This is a genomic window from Corynebacterium sp. HMSC064H12 (assembly GCF_001809925.1).
In the GTDB taxonomy this organism is placed as follows: Bacteria; Actinomycetota; Actinomycetes; order Mycobacteriales; family Mycobacteriaceae; genus Corynebacterium; species Corynebacterium jeikeium_D.
Window position 1 is genome coordinate 54,759 of the sequence record NZ_KV799331.1, and the last position, 20,578, is coordinate 75,336.

General features: G+C 60.2%; 15 protein-coding genes. 8 read left to right on the forward strand and 7 right to left on the reverse strand.

Annotated elements, in window-relative coordinates; all coding sequences use genetic code 11:
• Nucleotides 1-36 precede the first annotated feature (36 nt).
• Both HMPREF2681_RS03085 and HMPREF2681_RS03090 read right to left on the reverse strand, forming a co-directional pair.
• A complete protein-coding gene (locus HMPREF2681_RS03085; protein WP_048734520.1) occupies nucleotides 37-540 on the reverse strand; it encodes a phosphoribosyltransferase in 504 nt (167 codons plus the stop codon).
• A gap of 64 nt (nucleotides 541-604) precedes the next feature.
• The gene (locus HMPREF2681_RS03090; RefSeq protein WP_049189473.1) at nucleotides 605-2,110 is read right to left on the reverse strand and encodes an FAD-dependent oxidoreductase; all 1,506 of its coding nucleotides are present in this window, start codon (nucleotides 2,108-2,110) and stop codon (nucleotides 605-607) included.
• 253 nt (nucleotides 2,111-2,363) lie between these two features.
• On the opposite strand from HMPREF2681_RS03090, the gene HMPREF2681_RS03095 reads away from it, so the two are divergent.
• The 6 genes from HMPREF2681_RS03095 (at nucleotide 2,364) to HMPREF2681_RS03120 (ending at nucleotide 9,425) form a co-directional block, all read left to right on the forward strand.
• A complete protein-coding gene (locus HMPREF2681_RS03095; RefSeq protein ID WP_049193775.1) occupies nucleotides 2,364-3,389 on the forward strand; it encodes a sulfite exporter TauE/SafE family protein in 1,026 nt (341 codons plus the stop codon).
• A gap of 143 nt (nucleotides 3,390-3,532) precedes the next feature.
• Nucleotides 3,533-5,239, forward strand: coding sequence for a nitrite/sulfite reductase (locus HMPREF2681_RS03100; RefSeq protein WP_070546045.1), 1,707 nt, complete (start codon nucleotides 3,533-3,535; stop codon nucleotides 5,237-5,239).
• A gap of 250 nt (nucleotides 5,240-5,489) precedes the next feature.
• Nucleotides 5,490-6,254, forward strand: a complete 765-nt coding sequence (locus tag HMPREF2681_RS03105) for a phosphoadenylyl-sulfate reductase (RefSeq protein ID WP_016421531.1) — start codon at nucleotides 5,490-5,492, stop codon at nucleotides 6,252-6,254.
• 117 nt (nucleotides 6,255-6,371) lie between these two features.
• Complete coding sequence (gene cysD / locus HMPREF2681_RS03110; RefSeq protein ID WP_070546047.1) at nucleotides 6,372-7,298, forward strand: sulfate adenylyltransferase subunit CysD; 927 nt, start codon at nucleotides 6,372-6,374, stop codon at nucleotides 7,296-7,298.
• Nucleotides 7,298-8,599 (forward strand): sulfate adenylyltransferase subunit 1, encoded by a 1,302-nt coding sequence (locus tag HMPREF2681_RS03115; protein ID WP_070546049.1) that lies wholly within the window; start codon nucleotides 7,298-7,300, stop codon nucleotides 8,597-8,599. Before cysD ends, HMPREF2681_RS03115 begins: the two co-directional genes overlap by 1 nt.
• A gap of 55 nt (nucleotides 8,600-8,654) precedes the next feature.
• Nucleotides 8,655-9,425, forward strand: coding sequence for a sirohydrochlorin chelatase (locus HMPREF2681_RS03120; protein WP_070546051.1), 771 nt, complete (start codon nucleotides 8,655-8,657; stop codon nucleotides 9,423-9,425).
• Between the two features lie 33 nt (nucleotides 9,426-9,458).
• Here the strand turns inward: HMPREF2681_RS03120 and HMPREF2681_RS03125 are convergent, their stop codons facing one another.
• On the reverse strand, nucleotides 9,459-10,847 hold the full coding sequence (locus HMPREF2681_RS03125) for an FAD-dependent oxidoreductase (protein ID WP_070546052.1): 1,389 nt from the start codon (nucleotides 10,845-10,847) through the stop codon (nucleotides 9,459-9,461).
• A gap of 726 nt (nucleotides 10,848-11,573) precedes the next feature.
• Here HMPREF2681_RS03125 and pta point away from each other — a divergent pair.
• Nucleotides 11,574-12,899, forward strand: a complete 1,326-nt coding sequence (pta, locus tag HMPREF2681_RS03130; protein WP_224783755.1) for a phosphate acetyltransferase — start codon at nucleotides 11,574-11,576, stop codon at nucleotides 12,897-12,899.
• Nucleotides 12,900-12,904: 5 nt separating this feature from the next.
• Nucleotides 12,905-14,101 (forward strand): acetate kinase, encoded by a 1,197-nt coding sequence (locus HMPREF2681_RS03135; protein ID WP_049193781.1) that lies wholly within the window; start codon nucleotides 12,905-12,907, stop codon nucleotides 14,099-14,101.
• A gap of 241 nt (nucleotides 14,102-14,342) precedes the next feature.
• Here the strand turns inward: HMPREF2681_RS03135 and HMPREF2681_RS03140 are convergent, their stop codons facing one another.
• From HMPREF2681_RS03140 to HMPREF2681_RS03155, 4 genes are all read right to left on the reverse strand, one after another.
• Nucleotides 14,343-15,194: a L,D-transpeptidase gene (locus tag HMPREF2681_RS03140; RefSeq protein WP_070546054.1), complete on the reverse strand. Its 852-nt coding sequence runs from the start codon at nucleotides 15,192-15,194 to the stop codon at nucleotides 14,343-14,345.
• Nucleotides 15,195-15,307: 113 nt separating this feature from the next.
• On the reverse strand, nucleotides 15,308-17,773 hold the full coding sequence (locus HMPREF2681_RS03145; RefSeq protein WP_070546056.1) for a serine/threonine protein kinase: 2,466 nt from the start codon (nucleotides 17,771-17,773) through the stop codon (nucleotides 15,308-15,310).
• A complete protein-coding gene (locus tag HMPREF2681_RS03150) occupies nucleotides 17,770-18,849 on the reverse strand; it encodes a glutamate ABC transporter substrate-binding protein (RefSeq protein WP_049193784.1) in 1,080 nt (359 codons plus the stop codon). Before HMPREF2681_RS03150 ends, HMPREF2681_RS03145 begins: the two co-directional genes overlap by 4 nt.
• Nucleotides 18,846-20,504: a hypothetical protein gene (locus tag HMPREF2681_RS03155; RefSeq protein WP_070546058.1), complete on the reverse strand. Its 1,659-nt coding sequence runs from the start codon at nucleotides 20,502-20,504 to the stop codon at nucleotides 18,846-18,848. The genes HMPREF2681_RS03150 and HMPREF2681_RS03155 overlap by 4 nt, the downstream gene beginning before the upstream one ends.
• Between the last annotated feature and the right edge of the window lie 74 nt (nucleotides 20,505-20,578).

Here is a 20,578-nt window from a genome sequence, read left to right on the forward strand (position 1 = left end):
TTTTTTGTGCCCGCTGTGGTGCGTAAGCTACTTGATCTACTTGGACTTCTGTACCGGTGGCTCGGCCGACCAGGGGAAGACGATCCAGTCATCGGTGTGCTTCCAGACGTAGTCCGGTGCAATCTCCGAGCGGGACTTGCCGTAGAGCACAGCGGAACGGACTTCAGCGCCGTGCTTCTTGAGCAGGTCGAGCACCAGATGCAGCGTGCGACCGGAGTCGGCCACATCGTCAACGACCAGCAGGCGGCGGTTGGAAATCGATTCGATGTCCAGGAGCGGCTCCAGCAGAACCGGATCCGGCAGGGTCTCCGCCACGTCGGTGTAGAACTCGACGTTGATGGCGTCAGAGAGCTTGACGCCCATGGTGTAGCTGAGTGCGCCTGCTGGCAGCAGGCCACCGCGGGCCACGGCGATAATAATCTCCGGGTCGAAGTCCGAGTCGACAATCTGCTGTGCCAGTTCACGGGAGGCGACGCCGAAGCCTTCCCAGGTCAGAACTTCCTTGACGTCCAGGTTGGATGAGTCTGCATGATAAGCCATGTATTAACTCTAATCCGAAGATCGACTGACGTGCACAATCAACTGTCCGGTTAGACCCGATGCGCTAGCTCGCGACGGTCTCCACAACAGCTTCGTGCACAGCTTCGGCCACGTCATCGGCATCTGGCTGCTTTGCGACGACCGTGGAGGCCGCAACCATGTCAGCCCACTCGACCAGCTTCTTGCGCTCGCGGCCTTCGGCTTCGCCCGCGGCACGCTCGGCGGCGTCGAGTGCGTGCCAGCCCTCCCAGGTGGTGACCTGGAGGCCCTTGTCGGCCAGGAACTCGTCGACGTCGTTATGCGTGGGCTTTGCAGGTGCGGCCAGGCGACCTGCCTCCCAGTCGGCGATGAGGTTGCCGACAGCTTCGTTGGCATCGCCCTTGGTGTTACCGATTAGGCCGACCGGGCCACGGCGAATCCAGCCGGTGGTGTACAGGCCCTGGATGTGGTTGCCGTCGATGTCGTCAAGCACGCGGCCGCCGGCATCTGGGATGGTGTGCGTGCCGGTGTCGAACGGTACGCCGGTGACTGCGTCGGAGCGGTAGCCGACTGCGCGGTAGACCGCACCGACCGGCCATTCGGTGAACTTGCCGGTGCCGCGGACGCCACCCTCGCCGTCGAGTTCGGTGCGTTCGGTGCGGATAGCGCTGACGTGCTGTACTCCATCTTCACCGGTCTCGCCGATGATTTCGACCGGGGACTCGAAGAAGTGGATGAAGAGCTTGTGCGGGGCGCCCTTTGGCTCGCGGATGGCGTAGTTTTCCAGAATCGTACAGACCTGATCGGTGATCTTGGACTCGCGACGGGACGTTTCGGAGGCGGCATCGTACTGGATGTCCTCCGGATTCACGACAACCTCAATGGTGTCAGAGTGGTCCAGTTCCTTCAGCTCCAGTGGAGTGAACTTTGCCTGAGCCGGACCGCGACGGCCAAAGACATGGACTTCGCGGGCGGCATTCTTTGCCAGGCCGTCGTAGACGTTGTCGGCGATTTCGGTGACGTGCAGCTCATCGGCAGTCTTGGCGAGAATACGGGCGACGTCGAGGCCCACGTTACCGACGCCGATCACAGCGACCGACTCAGCAGAGAGGTCCCATTCGCGAGCAAACTCCGGGTGGGAGTCGTAGAAACCTACGAACTCACCGGCGCCGTAGTGCTCCGGCAGATCCGAGCCCGGGATGTTCAGATCGCGGTCGCCGGTCGCGCCAGTGGCGAAGATGATGGCGTCGTAGAACTGGCGCAGTTCATCAACGCTGACCTGCTTGCCGACGTCCACGTTGCCCAGCAGTCGAACCTGCGGCTTGTCCAGCACTCGGTGGAGGGACTTAATGATGCCCTTGATTCGCGGGTGGTCTGGCGCAACACCGTAGCGGATGAGGCCGAACGGCACTGGAAGGCGCTCGTAGAGGTCGATGGCGACATCGCGGCCGGACTTCATCAGCGCGTCGGAGGCGTAGATGCCGGCCGGGCCCGAGCCAACCACGGCTACACGCAGTGGCGTGGTGGAGTTGGCGAGATCGGGCAGTGAGGAAGCGGCCGTGTTCTGGGCTGCAGTCTGGTCGTTGGTCATTGGGTGGAATCCTTTTTCTACGTTTTCTTTGTCGCGATTGCTTATCGTAGACCAACCGGTCTATGCTTGCTGAAACAGAATATAGACAAACTGGTCTACAAAAAGCAAACACAAAACACCGCAAGAATCACTGCTTTGGCTTGAGAGGGTTTTGCTGCGCATCGCTTCTGCTGAATGAGCTCTGAAAGGGGCTCGTCGTGCGAGCATCGTGGCAACGGCAGGCTCTGGTTGGGTAAGCGGGGAAGGGCTTGTCATGGAAAAACTCATAGTCTTCGTGCTAATCGGCCTTGGCGCGCAATTAGTCGACGGCACTCTGGGGATGGCTTTCGGTGTCACCGCTACTTCGCTGTTTATTGTCGCTGGTAGTAGTGCTGCCACTGCGTCGGCGGTGGTTCACGTAGCAGAGGTGGGTACGACACTGGCCTCCGGTATTTCACACTGGCGATTCGGCAATGTCGACTGGCGACGCGCGCTGAGTCTTGGCGTGCCGGGTGCTATCGGTGCCTTTATTGGTGCGACCTTTTTGGCGAATCTCGACGGTGATGCCGCGACGCCTGTGACCTCGACAATCTTGCTTTTCCTCGGTCTGTGGGTGATTATCCGCTTCGCCTTTTTGGCCAATGTTAAGCGCAAGAAGAAGGCCTGGGGGGCGAAGAAGCTCGCTCCGCTGGGGCTCTTTGGTGGCCTGCTTGATTCCACTGGAGGCGGTGGTTGGGGGCCTGTTACCACCTCAACTTTGCTCGGCGCTGAGGCTGACCAGCCGCGCAAGATTATCGGTACTGTCTCTGCGGCGGAATTTCTCGTTGCCTTGGCGGCTGTACTGGGCTTTTTGCCCAAGCTGCGGGAGGAATTCACTCAGCATGCCGCACCGGTAATTGGTTTGTTGTGCGGTGGTGTGATTGCGGCACCCTTGGCTGCGTACCTGGTGGGGCGCATTAATCCGCGGCTGCTTGGGATTGCGATCGGCGGCGTGTTGGTGGGGCTGAATATTCGCACTCTGTTTTCGTCGCTGGTTTCTGGGGGCGTACTGACGACAGCGCTGCTCGTGTGGGCTTTTGTTGTCGTTGTGCTGGTGCTGTGGGCGCGTTCGCACGACACTCTTCCGGGGCTGCGTCAGCGGGTCCAACTTGAGCCGACTTCTCAGTCTTCCTCGGCTGATGTGCCTAGTTCTGGATCTCCATCACCCGCTTCGGTTGATGCCGGGGCCGAGGATGCTTCTGAAGGTGTCAAAGTGGGTGCGAAAAACGGTGTCCGCGTGGGCGAAGCGGAAGTCCGCTAGGTATCCGAGCGTGTCCCGGCTTGCACTAGCCAGACTGGTCGGTCTAATGTTGCCTGCAATGCAACGTAGACCAAACGGTCTATAAAGATTAGAAACTAATTCGGTCAACGAGAACAAAACGAAAGTGATTCGGTAGATTCCCCATGAGCTCTCCTACGAAAACCGTCGAGCGTCCAGCTTCCGCAGCGGCTACCCGACGTAAGAAGCGCGCACCGAAGCCACAGGGGCAGTGGCTTATCGACGGCCGCGAGCCACTTAACGACGACGAGCGCATTAAGAAAGAAGATGCTGGCATCGCCGTTAAGCAGCGTGTTATCGACATCTACTCCAAGCAGGGGTTTGACTCCATCCCCGCGGAGGACCTAGCGCCTCGCTTTAAGTGGATTGGCCTCTACACCCAGCGCAAGCAGGGGCTTAGCGGTGAGCACACCGGCGTGAAGACCAACGCCGAGCTGCAGGACAAGTACTTTATGCTCCGCGTCCGCCTCGACGGTGGCCAGACCACCACCGAGGGCATTCGCACCATCGGCGAGATTTCCCGCGACTTCGCCCGCGACACTGCGGACTTCTCCGACCGCCAGAACGTCCAGCTGCACTGGATTCGCGTCGAAGATATGCCGGAGATCTGGGACCGCCTTGAGCGAGTTGGTCTCGACACCAACTTTGGCTGCGGCGACGTTCCCCGCGTTATTCTAGGCAGCCCGGTTGCCGGTGTTGCGGCCGATGAAATTGTCGACGGCACCAACGCCATCCGCCGCATCAAGGAGGAGTACCTCTCCGGCGACGAGTTCTCCAACCTACCGCGTAAGTTTAAGTCGGCAGTTTCCGGTTCCCCGCGTCTCGATGTCACCCACGAGGTCCAGGACGTTGCCTTCGTCGGTGTCAATCATCCAGAGCACGGCCCCGGTTTCGACGTTTGGGTCGGTGGTGGTCTCTCCACCAACCCGATGCTCGCCCAGCGTCTCGGCGCCTGGATCCCAGAGGACGAGGTTCCCGAGGTATGGGCGGGCGTGTGCCGCATCTTCCGGGACTACGGCTACCGTCGCCTGCGCAATCGTGCGCGTCTGAAGTTCCTCGTTGCCGAATGGGGCGCGGAGAAGTTCCGCCAGGTACTCGAAGACGACTACCTCAACCGCAAGCTTATCGACGGCCCCGCACCCGAACCTTTCGAGGGCGACCGGGACCACATCGGCGTGCACAAGCAGGCCGACGGTCTCAACTACGTCGGTGTTAAGCCCGCTGTTGGCCGTGTTCCGGGCTCTGACCTGGTCAAGCTCGCCGACATCGCCGAGCGCCACGGTGTTTCCCGCGTCCGCACCACCGTGATGAAGGAGCTCATTCTCCTCGACGTCGCCGACGACCAGGTCGACTCCCTGCTCGCAGAACTCGACGAAATTGGCCTGTCTGCCAAGCCTTCTGCTTTCCGACGGGGCATCCTGGCCTGCACCGGCCTAGAGTTCTGCAAGCTCGCACTTGTCACCACGCGCCAGCGCGCAATTGATTTGGTGGGCGACTTGGAGGAACGCCTCGGTGACCTCGACGTCCCAATCACCATTGCGCTCAATGGCTGCCCGAATGCCTGCGCCCGCACGCAGATTGCCGACATCGGACTCAAGGGGCAGATTGTCACCGACGACGAGGGCAACCGTGTCGAGGGTTTCCAGGTTCACCTCGGTGGTTCGCTGGGGCTCGATGCCAACTTCGGCCGCAAGGTTCGCGGACACAAGGTCACCTCGGCAGAACTGGGTGACTACATCGAGCGCGTCGTCAATCACTTCAAGGAGCAGCGCCACGAGGGTGAACAGTTCCGCGAGTGGATTGTCCGCGCTGATGAGGAGGACCTGAAGTGAGTGAATCTCCCAATGGGGTTCGGTCGCAGGGGCCGTCGTCAAGCGAAAAAGACGAGACGCCAGCGCGACTGGGAATCGGTGGCCGAAGCGCACACCCCAATCCGAACCGGGGTGCGGTGATGCATTGCCCTTACTGCGGCGGTGATGATCTGTGGCCCGACCTGGAAACCGATTACGCCTGGCAATGCCGCGAATGCTGCCGGGTATTCACAGTGAAACTGCACGGACATATCGATAGAAAGGTGGCGTCATGAGCACGGGACTGAAAACCGCTGAGGTCATTAAGACTCAGGAGGCGCTCGCGCGTGAAGACGCGCTGGACAACCCGGAAACTGCTCGCCGTCTGATTGAGCTCGCACTGGAGTGGGGCTCCAAGCTGGAGACCGCCACTGCTGGGGAAGTACTGGAATGGGGTGCGGAGCACCTGCACACGCCACTGGCTGTGACCCTGTCGATGCAGGACACAGTGTTGGCGGAACTGGCTGCTCGGCACGCGCCGGAGGCAGATCTGATTTTCCTGGATACCGGTTACCACTTCCCGGAGACCCTCGACGTGGCAGAGCAGGTCGCACAGCGTTACGACAACCGACTGCTGTCGATTGAGCCGAAGCGCACCCGCGCCGAGCAGGACGCCGAAGAGGGCGTTGATCTGTACAAGACCGACCCGACGCGATGCTGCGCATTGCGGAAGGTCGAGCCGCTGTCTGCCGTGAAGCGCCCCTACGAGGGCTGGGTCACAGGTCTGAAGCGCGTCGACGCGCCGACCCGCGCACACACGCCGGTACTGGAGATCGACAAGACTGGTCGCATCAAGCTCAACCCGCTGGCCACCTGGACAGATGAGGATGTTGCCCAGTACATCGAGGACAATGACCTCATTGTTCATCCGCTGACGCAACAGGGGTTCCCGTCGATTGGCTGCGCGACATGCACCGCGCGAGTGGCAGAGGGCGCGGATCCGCGCTCGGGTCGCTGGGAGGGCTCCGAGAAGACTGAGTGCGGATTGCACCTCTAGTTCGAGCGGCTAGCAGACAGCTACTTGCCGCCAGCCACTAGCCGCCCGCCGATAACCGATATCAGCTAAAACAGCGCAGTTACAACAGCCAACACAGCCCCAACAGAAAGAACCCCCATGACTAGCTCAACCACCGGTTCCGTACAAAACCGCCTCGACCCGCGGCTTGCCGAGCTCGAAGCCGAGGCCATCGACATTATTCGCCAGACCGCCGGTCAGTTCGACCGTCCGGCACTACTTTTCTCCGGCGGAAAGGATTCCGTCGTCGTGCTCGAGCTGGCCAAGCGCGCCTTCGCACCGGCGGGTATCCCGCTGGAGCTGCTCCACGTCGACACCGGCCACAACTTCCCCGAAGTTATTGAATTCCGCGACAAGATTGCCGCTCAGCCGGGCATCAAGCTGCACGTAGCCAAGGTCCAAGACTGGATCGACAGCGGCGTGCTCACCGAGCGTGCCGACGGCACCCGTAACCCTTTGCAGACAGTGCCGCTGGTGGAGACCATTGCCAACCGTGGTTACGATGCCGTTCTCGGTGGCGCCCGCCGCGATGAGGAGAAGGCCCGCGCCAAGGAGCGCGTGTTCTCCGTCCGAGACTCCTTCGGTGGTTGGGATCCACGCCGTCAGCGCCCTGAGCTGTGGGGTCTCTACAACGGTCGCCACGCCGCCGGAGAGAACGTCCGCGTTTTCCCAATCTCGAACTGGACCGAGGCCGACGTCTGGGCCTACATCGAAGCCCGTGACATCGAACTGCCGCCCATCTACTTCGCCCACGAGCGTGAGGTGTTCAACCGCGGCGGTATGTGGCTGGCACCGGGCGAGTGGGGTGGCCCCCGCGACGGCGAGACCCTCGAGGTTCGCACTGTCCGCTACCGCACTGTCGGTGACATGAGCTGCACCGGCGCTGTCGAATCGACTGCCACCACTATTGCGGAGGTCATGGAGGAACTTCGCACATCCAAGCTCACCGAGCGCGGCGCTACCCGCGCAGATGACAAGTTGTCCGAATCCTCCATGGAAGACCGCAAGAAGGAAGGTTACTTCTGATGAGCCAGCCAAATTCCCCAGCTACCCTGATTACCGCTGACCGCGCCACTCGCGCTCGTCGCACTCTTCGCCTGTGCACCGCTGGCTCCGTGGACGACGGTAAGTCCACCTTCGTCGGTCGCCTGCTGCACGACACGAAGAACATCCTCGCTGACCAGTACGAGGCCGTCGTCGCCTCCTCGCAGGCGCGCGGTCAGGAAAATCCTGACCTCTCGTTGCTGGTTGATGGTCTGCGGGCCGAGCGTGAGCAGGGCATCACGATCGACGTTGCCTACCGCTACTTCGCCACCGACGTCCGCTCGTTCATCCTTGCCGACTGCCCTGGTCACGAGCAGTACACCCGAAACACCATCACTGGTATGTCCACCGCTGAGGCCGTCGTTTTGCTTATCGACGCACGCAACGGCGTCGTGACGCAGACCAAGCGACACGCAACGGTGGCCGGTCTGCTGGGTGTTCGCCACGTAATCTTTGCCGTCAACAAGATCGACCTGCTGGACTACAGCGAAGAAGCCTTCCGCAAGATTGAGTCGGATGTAGCAGTGCTGGCAGAGCGTTTGGGTCTTCAGAACACCTTCGTTGTTCCAGTGTCGGCTTTGGTCGGCGACAACATTGTCGATCCGTCTGAGCACACCCCGTGGTACGAGGGGCCGACTGTGTTGGAACTGCTGGAAAACCTCAACATCGGTGCCGACCTGGAAACCGATGCCGAGGCCGACCTACGCCTGCCCATCGACTACGTCATTCGTGATCACGCCACTGAATACCGCGGTTACGCTGGCCGTATCGCCGCAGGCAGTGTGCGTGTGGGTGACACTGTCTCCGTAGACGCCAACCGTCAGGCTACGGTCACGAAGATCACCGTGGCAGCCGAGGATGTCACTGAGGCCGTGGCCGGTCAGTCGGTTGCCATCAGCTTGGATGCCGAGTTCGACCTCGCCCGTGGTGATCTCATCAGTGGCACCCGTCCGGAGGACGTCCGCCGCTTCTCCGCCGTGGCTGTCCACCTTGCGGACAAGCCGCTGGCAGTCGGCCGTGTCGTTGAGGTGCGCTACGGTGCCGCGCTGGTGCGTGGGCGTATCGCTTCCGTCGATGCCCTTATCGACATCGAGATCGGCGAGCCCACCGGCGTTGCCGACCAGCTCGCGGTCAATGATGTCGCTGAGGTGACCATCGAGGTCGCGCAGCCGCTCCCGGTCGATGCCTACCGCGTCGGTGGTCGTGTCGGTGCCTTCCTGCTTATTGAGCCGGGCACCGGTGACAGCCTCACCGCTGGCCTCGTGCGTGGCGCAGCTCAGTAGAGCTGCCAGATAGAGAAACCAGAAAGCACAGCTAGCGAGCCTGAGGAGACCATCGATGACCGCACTGATTCTGCTTGCGCACGGTTCCCGGCACCCAGAGACCAAACCGGTGCTCGAAGAGGTGGTCGCACTCGTGCGCGAGAAGATGCCGCTCACCCGTCTGGATGCGCCCTCTCAGATTCGCCTCGCCTGGCTGGACCTCGACGAGCCCTCGCTAGATGCCGTATGTGGTGAGCTCGCCGCTGCCGGCGAGACTCAGGCGCTGGCCGTACCGCTGCTGTTCACCGATGCGTTCCACTCGCGAGTCGATGTTCCCGAGCAGGTTCGACTCTGCGATCGGCATGGTGTTGACATCACAGTGGCTGAAGGACTCGGGCTTGGCGACGGCACGAAGCGCGCCGTCGTGAAGCGAATCATTGAAGCGGCGGAGAATGCGTCTTTTTCCTGGCCGGTCGATGCGCTGGTGATGGGGGTCGGCTCCTCTGATGAGGAGGCCAATGCGGCGGTGCACCAATTTGCGGCAAATCTTGGCGGGATGCTGCCGGGACATGTGAGTGCAGCATTCGTGGTCGGTCCTGAGAAGATCAAGGGATCCGATGCTGTGGCCGTGGCACAGGAGCGCGCGGCCAAGCGCGGTCGCGGACTCGTAGTGGTGCCGCTGTTTACCGCGCCGGGGCTGCTGTGGGATCGAGTCCTCGATGCGGGCGCTGCCGCCGGTGCTGGCCAGGTGGCTTTTGGTGAGCCATTGGCCGAGCTGTTGGCGCCGATTGTGTGCTGCCGCTGGGACTCGCGCGCTGCGTACACGGATGTGCAGGTAGTGGCGTAGCCGGCGCTTTCTATCCGCCCTCGTTACTCGCCGTTACTCGCCCTTGGAGTGGGTGACCATCTCATCCCATTCGACATACTTCTTGCGTTCGCGGCCCTCGGCCTCGCCGGCGGTGCGTTCGGCAGCATCGAGCTTGTGCCAGCCCTCCCAGTCCAGGTAGTCGATGCCCTTTGACGCCAGCAGCTCGTTGACAGCGGACAACTCCGGCTTCGACGGGGTGAATTTCTTGCCCTCTGCGGCATCTGCCAGCAGGTTGGCCACGGCCTCGTTGGCATCGCCCTTGGTATTGCCAATCAGGCCGACCGGGCCACGGCGAACCCACCCGGTGGTGTAGAGGCCGGTGATGGTCTCGGCTTCTTCATCCTCGGTGTTTTCCGATTCAATGACTCGACCGCCGATGTTGGAGATGACGTTCTTGACGTTGTCGAACGGGATTCCCGGCAGTGCGTCGGAGCGGTAGCCCACGGCGGAGTAGACCGCGCCGACCTTCCAGTCGGTGGTCTCGCCGGTCGGGCACAGCCCGCCAGCCCCGTCGTATTCCATACGCTGCGTGCGCAAGCCGACCACATGCTGCTCGCCGTCGGCGCCCTCCTCGCTGAGGATTTCCACTGGCGACTCGAAGAAGTGAATGTAGAGCTTGTGCGGTGCGTTCTTCGGTTCGCGGATGGCGTAGTTCTCCAGGATGGTGCAGACCTGGTCAGTGATCTTGGAGTTGCGACGCATAATCTCGGACGCGGAGTCGTAGTCAATATCGCGCGGATCGACAACGACCTCGACGTTTGGTGAGTAGTCCAGTTCCTTGAGCTCCAGCGGAGTGAACTTTGCCTGTGCCGGGCCACGTCGACCGAAGACGTGGACTTCCTTGGCCTTATTGGTCTTCAGAACCTCGTAGACATTGTCCGGAATCTCCGTGACGTGCAGTTCCTCGCCGGTCTTCGCCAGGATTCGGGAGACGTCCAGCGCGACGTTACCGACACCGACGACGGCCACGGACTCCGCCGAGAGGTCCCAGGTGCGCTCAAAAAGCGGATTGCCGTCGTAGAAGCCCACGAATTCACCAGCACCAAAGTGCTCCGGCAGATCCGCACCCGGCGTCGGCAGTGCGCGGTCGCCGACAGCACCGGTGGCGAAGATGACGGCGTCGTAATGCTCCTTTAATTCGTCGAGGGTGATGTCCTTGCCGAACTCAACGTTGGAGAACAGACGTAGCTCCGGCTTTTCCATCACACGGTGCAGGGCCATGATGATGCCCTTGATACGTGGGTGGTCGGGGGCGACGCCGTAGCGAATCAGGCCGAATGGAGCCGGCATCTTTTCAAAGAGATCGACTTCCACGTCAGTACTGGATTTCATCAGTGCATCGGAAGCATAAACACCGGCCGGGCCAGAGCCAATTACGGCAACGCGGAGCGGGCGATTCATGAAGTCTGTCCTTCTTTCTCTAATGCTTTACGACGGCCACGAGACCGCGGCGTAAGTAGCTGCCAGCGGTGACCTCGTGGGGAAAGGAGTTATTGGTGAGCTATCGGTTTATTCGACATTCCCAATGGTAGCGCCCCCAATCGTAGCGATAACTTACGAAAAATCGAGAGGCGAGCATCACATCATCGGTGAGATGCTTTTGAAGGCGTACAAAACTAAATGTGACCTTAGTCACGTCCAATGTGGGAATTTGGGATAGTTCACTAGAAAAACCGCCTAAAAGGCGCGATTGTGCGGGAAAATTGTTGGAATCTGTGGGGAAAAGTGTGGCTACCAGGGGTAACCAAAGAGGTTTGAGTCCGTCGTGAGATGTAAGGTGACTCACAATAAGATGAAAATAATGATTTGGGACTCAGCGGGATTGGAAGCTCAGCATGATCTTGAGCCTCCGGCAGTCCATTGGCTCGAGCCAAGTCAACGTTCAAATAAGTCAACGATTAAGCGCAGTGCGAGAAAGGAACGTCGGTGAGCGATAAGAACGCCCAAGCGTCCACCAACAACTCCGCAGTCCTGATTACTTCAGTGGACCGCGCAGACGATCTACAGGATGTCATTACGGCATTGTCTGAGGCACTGGGTGGGGCACGTTGCCTCCACACTGTCGGTGGGGCTCACGGCGCCACTGTGGATCAGGTTGTTGTGGATCCGGAATCCGCGCTTGACACCATCGTCAGTGCTGTTGAGGACGACCGCGCTGCTAACGAGGGGGCGGCTGTTCTGACCGGCTCCGGCAACCTCGATTTTGACTTCCGCATCGCCACCGTCGCCGGTGCCGGTGTCATCGTTGTCGCTGGTGGCGAGGGCTGTCACACAGAGGCCGCAAAGGCTCGCGTTCGTTTGGCGCTCAGCAGTGCAGCTCAGCGTCACAGCGAGGTACTCGCTGTTGTTCTCACAGGGGAGGAAGCAGTCGAGGCTGCTAAGACTCTCGATCTCGACGTTCCCGTTGTTGCCGTTGACGATGCTGAGGGGCTTCGCAAGGTCGTAAGCCGCGAGGTCACCGCAGTGATGACTCCACAGCGTTTCCAGTGGTGGCTGTTGCAGCGCGCCAAGACTGATAAGCGCCACATTGTGCTGCCAGAGGGGGATGATGACCGCATTCTTGAGGCCGCTGATTACCTCCTGCGCGAGGACATCTGTGAGCTTACTATCCTCGGTGACCCGGATGCTATGAAGGCGCGCGCCGCCGAACTTGGTTTTGACATCGACGCCGCCCATCTCTGGAACCCACAGACCTCCGAATATGTTGAGCAGTTCGCGGAACAGTTCGCAGAGATGCGCAAGGCCAAGGGGGTCACGCTGGAGCAGGCCCGTGAGACGATGCAGGACATCTCCTACTTTGCGACGATGATGATTCACAACGGGCTTGTCGACGGCATGGTGTCCGGTGCAGCCCACACAACTGCGCACACCATTCGTCCGTCCTTGCAAATCATTAAGACCAAGCCGTCGGCTTCCACGGTGTCGTCGCTGTTCCTCATGGTTATGGACAACTCGCTGTGGGGTTTTGCGGACTGTGCGGTGCTGCCGAAGCCGGCTCCGGAACAGCTGGGTGAAATCGCGGTGGTATCCGCCGAGACTGCAGCTTCCTTCGGTATCGACGCCCGCGTCGCCATGCTGAGCTACTCCACTGGGGCATCCGGCACAGGTGAGGATGTTGATCGTGTGAAGGCGGGTCTGGCCAAGGCCAAGGAGCTGGCTCCGGACCTCGCTGTCGATGGTCCGCTGCAGTTCGATGCCGCTATTGACCCGTCTGTGGCTGCGAAGAAGATGCCGGATTCCTCCGTTGCGGGTAAGGCAACTGTTTTCGTGTTCCCGGATTTGGACGCCGGTAACATCGGGTACAAGATTGCCCAGCGCTGTGGTGGTGCGTTGGCAATCGGCCCGATTCTGCAGGGCTTGAACAAGCCGGTCAACGACCTCTCCCGTGGCGCCACGGTGCCGGACATCATCAACACGGTTGCAATTACCGCTATTCAGGCTGGAGGAAACTAATTATTATGTCCCGTCACGTACTTGTTTTGAACTCCGGTTCCTCCTCTATCAAGTTTCAGCTGGTAGATCCGGAGAAGGACTCAACGCAGCCGCCGTATGTCTCCGGTCTGGTGGAGCGCATTGGTGAAGAAGACGGCATTATTAATCTGAAGTTCTCCGGACAGAAGATTGAAATCACCGAGCCTATCGCTGACCACGCCAGTGGCCTTGACCGCGCGTTCGAACTGATGGATGAGCACGGTGTTGGTCCGGAGTCGGTGGATATTGCCGCCGTCGGTCACCGCGTCGTTCACGGTGGTCGCCTGTTCTCTGGACCGGAGCTGATTACCGACGAGATCGTCGGCATGATCCGCGACCTTATTCCGCTGGCGCCGCTGCACAACCCGGCCAATATCGTAGGTATCGAAGAGTCTCGCAAGCTGCTTCCCGACGTGCCGCACGTCGCCGTCTTCGACACTGGTTTCTTCCACACCATGCCGCCAGCTGCTGCTCTGTACCCGCTCAATGCAGAGGTCGCATCGAAGTTTGATATCCGTCGTTACGGCTTCCACGGCACCTCGCATGAGTTTGTTTCCAAGCAGGTGCCGGACCTTCTGAATAAGCCGGCAGAGGAAATCAACCAGATTACGCTGCACCTGGGTAACGGTGCGTCGTGTGCGGCTATCCGAGGTGGCCAGGCGGTGGATACCTCGATGGGGCTGACTCCGCTGGCTGGTCTGATGATGGGCACTCGTACCGGTGACATTGACCCGGGCGTCATCTTCCACCTCTACCGCAACGGCATGAGCATCGATGAGATCGACAATCTGTGCAACCGCCAGTCCGGTTTGAAGGGCGTCTCTGGTGTCAATGACTTCCGAGTCCTGCAGGAGCGCATGGATGACCACGACCCGGATGCTTGGGCTGCATACCAGATGTATGTTCACCAGCTGCGCCGCTACATCGGCTCGTACATGCTGATTCTCGGTCGCCTCGATGCCATCACCTTCACCGCCGGTGTCGGTGAGAACCACGTCGGTATCCGCCGTGATTCGATGGCTGAGCTTGAGAACTTCGGTATCAAAATTGATGACGAGCTCAACTCCCAGCCGAATGACGGCCCACGTCTGATTTCGGCGGATGACTCGAAGGTCAAGGTCTTCGTGGTACCGACCAATGAGGAACTGGCCATTGCCCGCTACGCAATGAGCTTCGTGGACTAGTTCTTTGGACCGGAACCCTGACGAGTAGGCAGGGTTCCGGTAACCCGTAATCGACGGCTGCCGTGTACCTCACCTGTTGAATCCGCGACTGTAACTCAACAAAAAATGAGCTCGCCTCCACTGCCTTCCAAACTGGAAGAATCTAGTGGGGCGAGCTCATTTTTCACCGCCAGGGAAACTGCGCCTATGCCTCAATAGGCTCAGTCACCTGTTCGTTATTTCAACGCATCAGCGCGGGTAACTACCAGATGTAGACGCCGTCGCCGACCTGCAGAGTGTTGAAGTACATCACGGCATCATCGTGATTCAGATGAATGCAGCCGTGGGACATCTGATTGACCGAACCCTCGTGGAAAGCCTCACCGTCGTTGGTGAAGTACACAGAGAACGGCATCGGGCCGTTGTAAGGAACCGACCACTCATCGCGGACCTTGCGGGTAACGCTCAAGTGGCCACGGGTGGTTTCGTAACCTGGCATACCGGAGGACATTGGCACCGGGCCGTAGGTGATGTTGCCGTTTTCCTGCAGCCAGGTCTTCTGGTTAGCCAGGTCAACGCATGCGCGGGCGCTCGGCGGGCACGGGTTGTTTGGCTCGGGGCGTGGTTCAGGGCGTGGCTTCTGCTCTGGCTGTGGAGCGGGGGCAGGCGCCGGCTCAGGCTGCGCCGGCTTGTCTTGGCCCTCCAGCAAACCGAAAATCTCGTTGACGACGCGGGTGGCTTCGGCCTTCTGCGCAGCTGGCAGCGGCAGGCTGTCGATGGCGTTCAGCAGCTGAGTTTTGACCTTGTCCGCCATCTGCTTGTTATTTTCAGCGAACTTGAAGTTTTCATCGATTAGGGCGACGACCGAATCCGGCAGCTTCACCGAAGAGGAATCCAGAACCTCAGAGAGCTCAGGAGCAAGGTCGCCCGGGTTCAGAGTCGAGATCTCCGGCAGCTTGAGGTCCCGAACACTCTGGCTGAGCGACTGCAGGTCCGGGGAAACCGGCAGGGCAACGGCAGTGCCGGCCCCAATACCAAAGGCGGTGGTGAGAGCTGCAGCGCTGATAATGACACGCTTAGCGCTGCGGAGAGAGGATTTCGAAGAGGCAAACATAGAGGATATCTTAAACCACGAACGGCAATTCTCTCTTTATTCACCAATTCTGGGGTGGCGCTCACGCCCACAACCGCATGTTTGACCAGGTTCAGTAAAGAGCTGGTACAGAGCTAACGCCAAGTTCGTGGCCGAATGAGATTTGCGATATCCACCAAGTTGTAGCGGTGTCGCGGAAACTGTGAAGAGCGCGCCAGCATCCGTAAGTCTTTTTCCAGTCCTTCACGCAGGCCAGCCACGGTAAAGGGCGCATCGAAAAGACCATTGGAGCTAGCTGCATGGTCGAGGTTCGAGCTGCGCAACCAGTTCAGCGCGGACGCCATCACGGCGATGCGCAGCTGCGGCATGCGCGGTTCATTTGTTGGTAGCTCCACCAGGCGACGCGCAGCACGGCGAATTCTCGATTCGGTCAACTCGGAGGGCATCCCTGAGGTGAGCATCAGAATCGTCGTCAAACGTGCCATGCGATGGTGACGGGAGTTACCGGGTACGCGGTCAAGCTGGGAGATAGCCATTTCGTGTTGGCGCTCAGAGGCCAGCTGACGAGCTAGCCCGAAGGCGGAGGATACCGTCGTCGGGTTGGCCGCCCACACGACGGCGTAGAGACGCAGGGTGTTGAAACGAATCGTCTGAGGCGACAGGGACTCGCTGGCCCAGGCGGGGGAGAAGATCTCGGGCGTATCGGCAGCGACATTATCCAGCGCGCTGCTCAAGTTCGCGGCGGCGCGGGCGACAGCGGGCTCGAGGAGAGATGCGTTGGCGATGCCCAAGCGCTGTTGAATCAACTCGAGAGTCGCTGCCAGCGCCAACTTCGGGGCGGGCTCGCCGGGCAGCATCGTCAGCACGTGGTGGAACGAGGCGAGGGCATCGTTGAATTGGTCGAGAAGCAAATAAGTCACGCCCTCGTACCAGTGGTAACGCCAATCGCGCTGCAAACGTTCAGAGACATCGCGGAGGCTGTCGCGGGCCTCATCAATTAATCCGAGGTCCAGTTTCGCACGCACGATGCCCAGTGGAATTTCCACGGAAGAGCCATACTCGGGTTCGGACAGCGCATTGGTCAGTGTTTCGATAAGTTCGTTGGGCTCTGTAAACGACGAGGCACTCAAGATGCGCGCACCCGGATCTGTCGGGTTAATCAGTGGTACAGGCAGCGCGAAGGTCACTTCTTGCGGAGTGATTTCCACGCCGCGGGTGATGCCGTCGACAAGCTGATCGGTGCGGAACACCAGGTGCTTGGTGCCGTACGTGGAACGCTGCGGCGAGAAATTCGACACCGCCTGCGGGAATTGCACGCCGTCGCGCACCGCCAGAATCTCGCGCAATACGCCGATGAGCTGCACACTCATCTCTTCGGCAGAACCGAAGCGAGCCTCCGGGTTCTCGTGGCAAGCGCGTAGTAGGAAGCGGTAGAGCGAGTAAAAACGGCGGAATAGAGGCTCTTCGACAGGTGAGGGTAGCCCCGGGTCGTAGATGCCGTTGGTCGCCGGCAACTTCAGAATCAGCGAGGCCAGCGTGCGGCCGACTGTGTAGATATCGCTGGCAATCGTTGGTCCCGTCGTGGCAATCTCCGGCGCCTGGAAACCGGGCGTGCCGTAGATATGGCCGTAGGCGCCGATGCCGGTGACCGCGCCAACGTCGATAAGCGTGACGTGGTCTTCGCTGAGCAGCACGTTGTCCGGCTTCAAATCGTTGTAGACAACGCCGCGCGAGTGCAGGTAATCCAGCGCGGGGAGCAGCTCCAGGATGTAGCCAATCGCTAGGTCACAGGGCATGACGCCGTCTGGGTAGCTCCGTCGCTGCTTGCGTAACGACGGGCCGCCGACGTACTCCATCACAATGAAGCCGGTGGCGCTGTTGGCGTCCGTCTCATCGATGAAGTTGATAATCTTCACAATTCCCGGATGCGAGATTTCCGCGAGGAACTCGCGTTCCGCCTGGACTACGGCGAAATCCTTCTCGTTTTTCGCTGCCATCATGCCCTTGAGCACGACCCAACGATCCGAGACATTGTGGTCAATCGCCAGGTAAATCCAGCCGAGCCCGCCGTGGGCAATCGGGCCCACGATCTCGTACTGATCCGCCACGATATCGCCGGCTTTCAGGCTCGGCGCCGGCTTATTCGTCGCTCGAATCTTCTCATCACTCATTACTGCATCGCGCGGATCCTGCGTTGTGATGTACGGCAGGTGCACCATGCCGTCGGCGACAGTGCGTCCGCGGTGTGCATTCGATCGCCTCCGGCGGAAGTCCTCCAACGCTTTCCGGTGCGAGGCCATCGACGGATCTGGCGTCTGGGCGCCGGGTTGGGTCGTCGCGCTTGACGACGAGCCCCCGCGCCCCAACAATTCGGCGATATCGAACTCTTCGTCATCGTCATCATCGTCCGCAAAAGGGTCGAAGGCGACAGCGGCAGTGCCGGGCTCTTGTTCGTCGTCTTCATCGGCGAATGGGTCGAAGGCGACGGCCTGAGTGGCAGCTGCCTCTGCCTCTGCGTGAGCATCCTCCTGGGGCTCCGGCGTGTACTGGGGATGCTGGGCTTGCTGGGCATGCTCGGAGTACTGGTTTTCGTCGCTCATCGGTTATCCACCTCGCCTTCTGGAGCAGCTTCCGGTGTGGGGGAGATTCCAAGTATGTCTTCGTCGTCGCTGTACTGTGGCGATGGCTGTGTACCGCTTGGCAGGAAGGGGCCGAACCAAGTGTCGTAGAGGGACTGCCAGGTGCCGTCGCTCGCCATACGCTCCAGGGTCGCGTTGATTTGGCGAACTAGGCCTGGGTTCCCCTTGGATACACCGGCCGCGTAGCTTTCCTCGTTCAAGCCCCGCTGGACAATGGCGGTAGCCGGATCTTGGTCGTTGATACCAGCGAGGATGGTGTCATCGGCAACGACAATCTCTGCCTGGCTGTTTTGAAGTGAAATGAGGCAATCCGACCAGTTACCGACCAACAGCAGCGTATTGTTCGGCGAGAGCCGTCGAATCAAATCCTCGGTAGTGGATCCCCGGGAGACACAGATGCGACCGTCCTCGACGTCCTCGGGGGAAGCATCGCCACCCGGCGAAGAGACTAGAACTCCAGCTCGTGCTGTCAAATACGGTGTGGAGAACAGCACCCTTTCGCGCCGGGCATCGGTGACCGTCATAGTGCGCAAAACGACATCGACAGTGCCGTCTTCGAGTGCGGCAGTGCGTTCGTTGCTGTCGACGAACCGAAACTCGACAGCATCGGGATTGTCAAAGATGTCCCGGGCAATCTCTTGTGCCAGGGATACTTCAAACCCCGAGAGCTCTCCGCTGCTGAAGTCGCGGAAGCTGAGCAGGTTCAATGATTGGTCAACACCAACGATGATGCGGCCGCGCTGGTAAATCTCCGGGATTCGCTCTTCCGGTGTTTGGTCATCGGGGGCGAGTGTGGACAGATCTGGGGTGTTGGCTTCTGCCGCAGGCTTCCTCGAGGAGGCTTTGTCGTAGAACGCGCCCGGTGGCAGGGGGAAGTCACCGGTGGCCTCCAGGATTGTGCGCGAGTAGGGATCGTCGGCAAGCGAATCGGTCGCGCAGGCACTGACGGTGAGCCCGGCGATGGCGAGTGCACCAAGGACGGCCCTGCGCCGCCAACCGGCGAGACTGTGGAGCGACGGGGAGAACGAAACAATCATAGGTACTCCAGAAGCCGGTGTCGGAAGCCGAAAACAACCAGAACTGCCGCGATGACGGTCAGCGTAACCGTGGCGAGGGACAGTGCCGCGATAGCGCGACGGGATTGGTCGAGGTTCTCACGGGCGGTCAGGCGGGACTCGGCGATGGAATTCTGTAGCGACTCATCGACCTGGTTGAACGCAGTCGCCGACGAGCTGGCATTATCCACATCGGTCGCGATGCGAACCGCACCGGCGTAGTCGCCTGAACTCAAGTGCTCCATCATCAGGTTGTGGCCGGACTCCCAGCTGTAGATACCGTGGATGGCGGCTCTGACATCGTCGTCCGGCGCGTTGGCGTCCACTCTTTCCAGCTCGCCGACCAGGGTGCGCACCGACTGCGAGAAGGACTCCGCATCCGCGGGCTGACGGCGCACTAAGCCGAGGGTTTCGCTGGCGCGTAGCTGCTGGGCATCAATGCGTACTTGGGTTAGGGCATGAACGTCCGGGCGCTGCTCTCCGAAGAGGGAGTTAGACTGCCACGGCTGAGTGGTGGCGATTCCCACACCGACAAGTGCGATGGCCATCAGCATGGTTGCACCAAACAGGCCGACGTTGAATAGTCGACCGGTGCGGCGAGTCAGCCACCACTGTGTGATTAGCAGCATCAAAATTGCCGCTGCCAGGCCTGACATCGGGAAAAGAGGTGGTTTCGATAGTTCGCGCTGCTCCTCATTAGTGGTGGTACTGGTGCGTTCGTAGAGCGATTTTGCAGCTGGCAGAATCTGGACCTGCATCAAGTTTGAGGCAGAGGCGAGGTACGCGACACTGACGGGGTTGCCCTGGCGCGCATTCGCGCGAGCTGTCTCGACCATGCCGGTGTAGACCGGCAACAGTCGCTGTACAGTCGCGACATCCTTCATCTCTGGATCATCGACGTTTTCAATGCCCGTAGCTGCGCGGGTAGCGGACATGGATGCTTGTGCGATGACATCGTCGAAGTTGCTGACCAAGTCCTGGCTGCTGTTGAGTGTGCCGCGGGAAAAAGCGGTGTTGGCGGACGCATCGGCAATCGTCAGCGAGGCATAGAGATTCTGCGAGGCATTGGCCATCGGCTCGCTCAGTTGCGAAATTCGGGTGAGCTGCTGCTGGCGTTGCGAGGTTGTTTGCCACATGGATAGGCCGGCTGCCAGGATAGCGACGATGAGGATGAGGGCGACTATGGTCAATCGGCCCGGTGACGTTATCAAAAATGACGCTGACCGGCGCACATACGTGGCCGACGGGCCGAGCTTGTCATAGAGGCGCTCACCGAGAAAACGTGTCAATCTCCGGTTGCGCGGGCCAATCTCCAGGGCATCCACGCGCAAGTCTGTATCGCGCGGAGAGTCTGCTAGGGCTGTTGGGGGTGTGGCCGTTGCTGGGGCATTAGCCGAGGACTCTGTAGTTTCCAGAGCAGTTGATGGTGCCGCACTCTCGGTAGCCGGGGTGGTGTCGGGAGTATCTTTCGATTCTTTTGCCGCCTGAGCCGCAGTGTGTATGTCTAAGCTTTCGCCACCGGGAGTGGTGCGACCGCTGAAACGAGTTCGGCGTGGAGCACGATTCTTGCGGTGGAATGGGTTTCGGTTTTTGTCGTGGGCACGGGAATGAGGCGCACTTGAAGTGGTTTCACCCATGTGCACGTGTCCTTCCGACGTGACCGAAGTCGCCTGCGACGATCTCTCCGCTCAGAGCAACGTTAGTTCCTTGC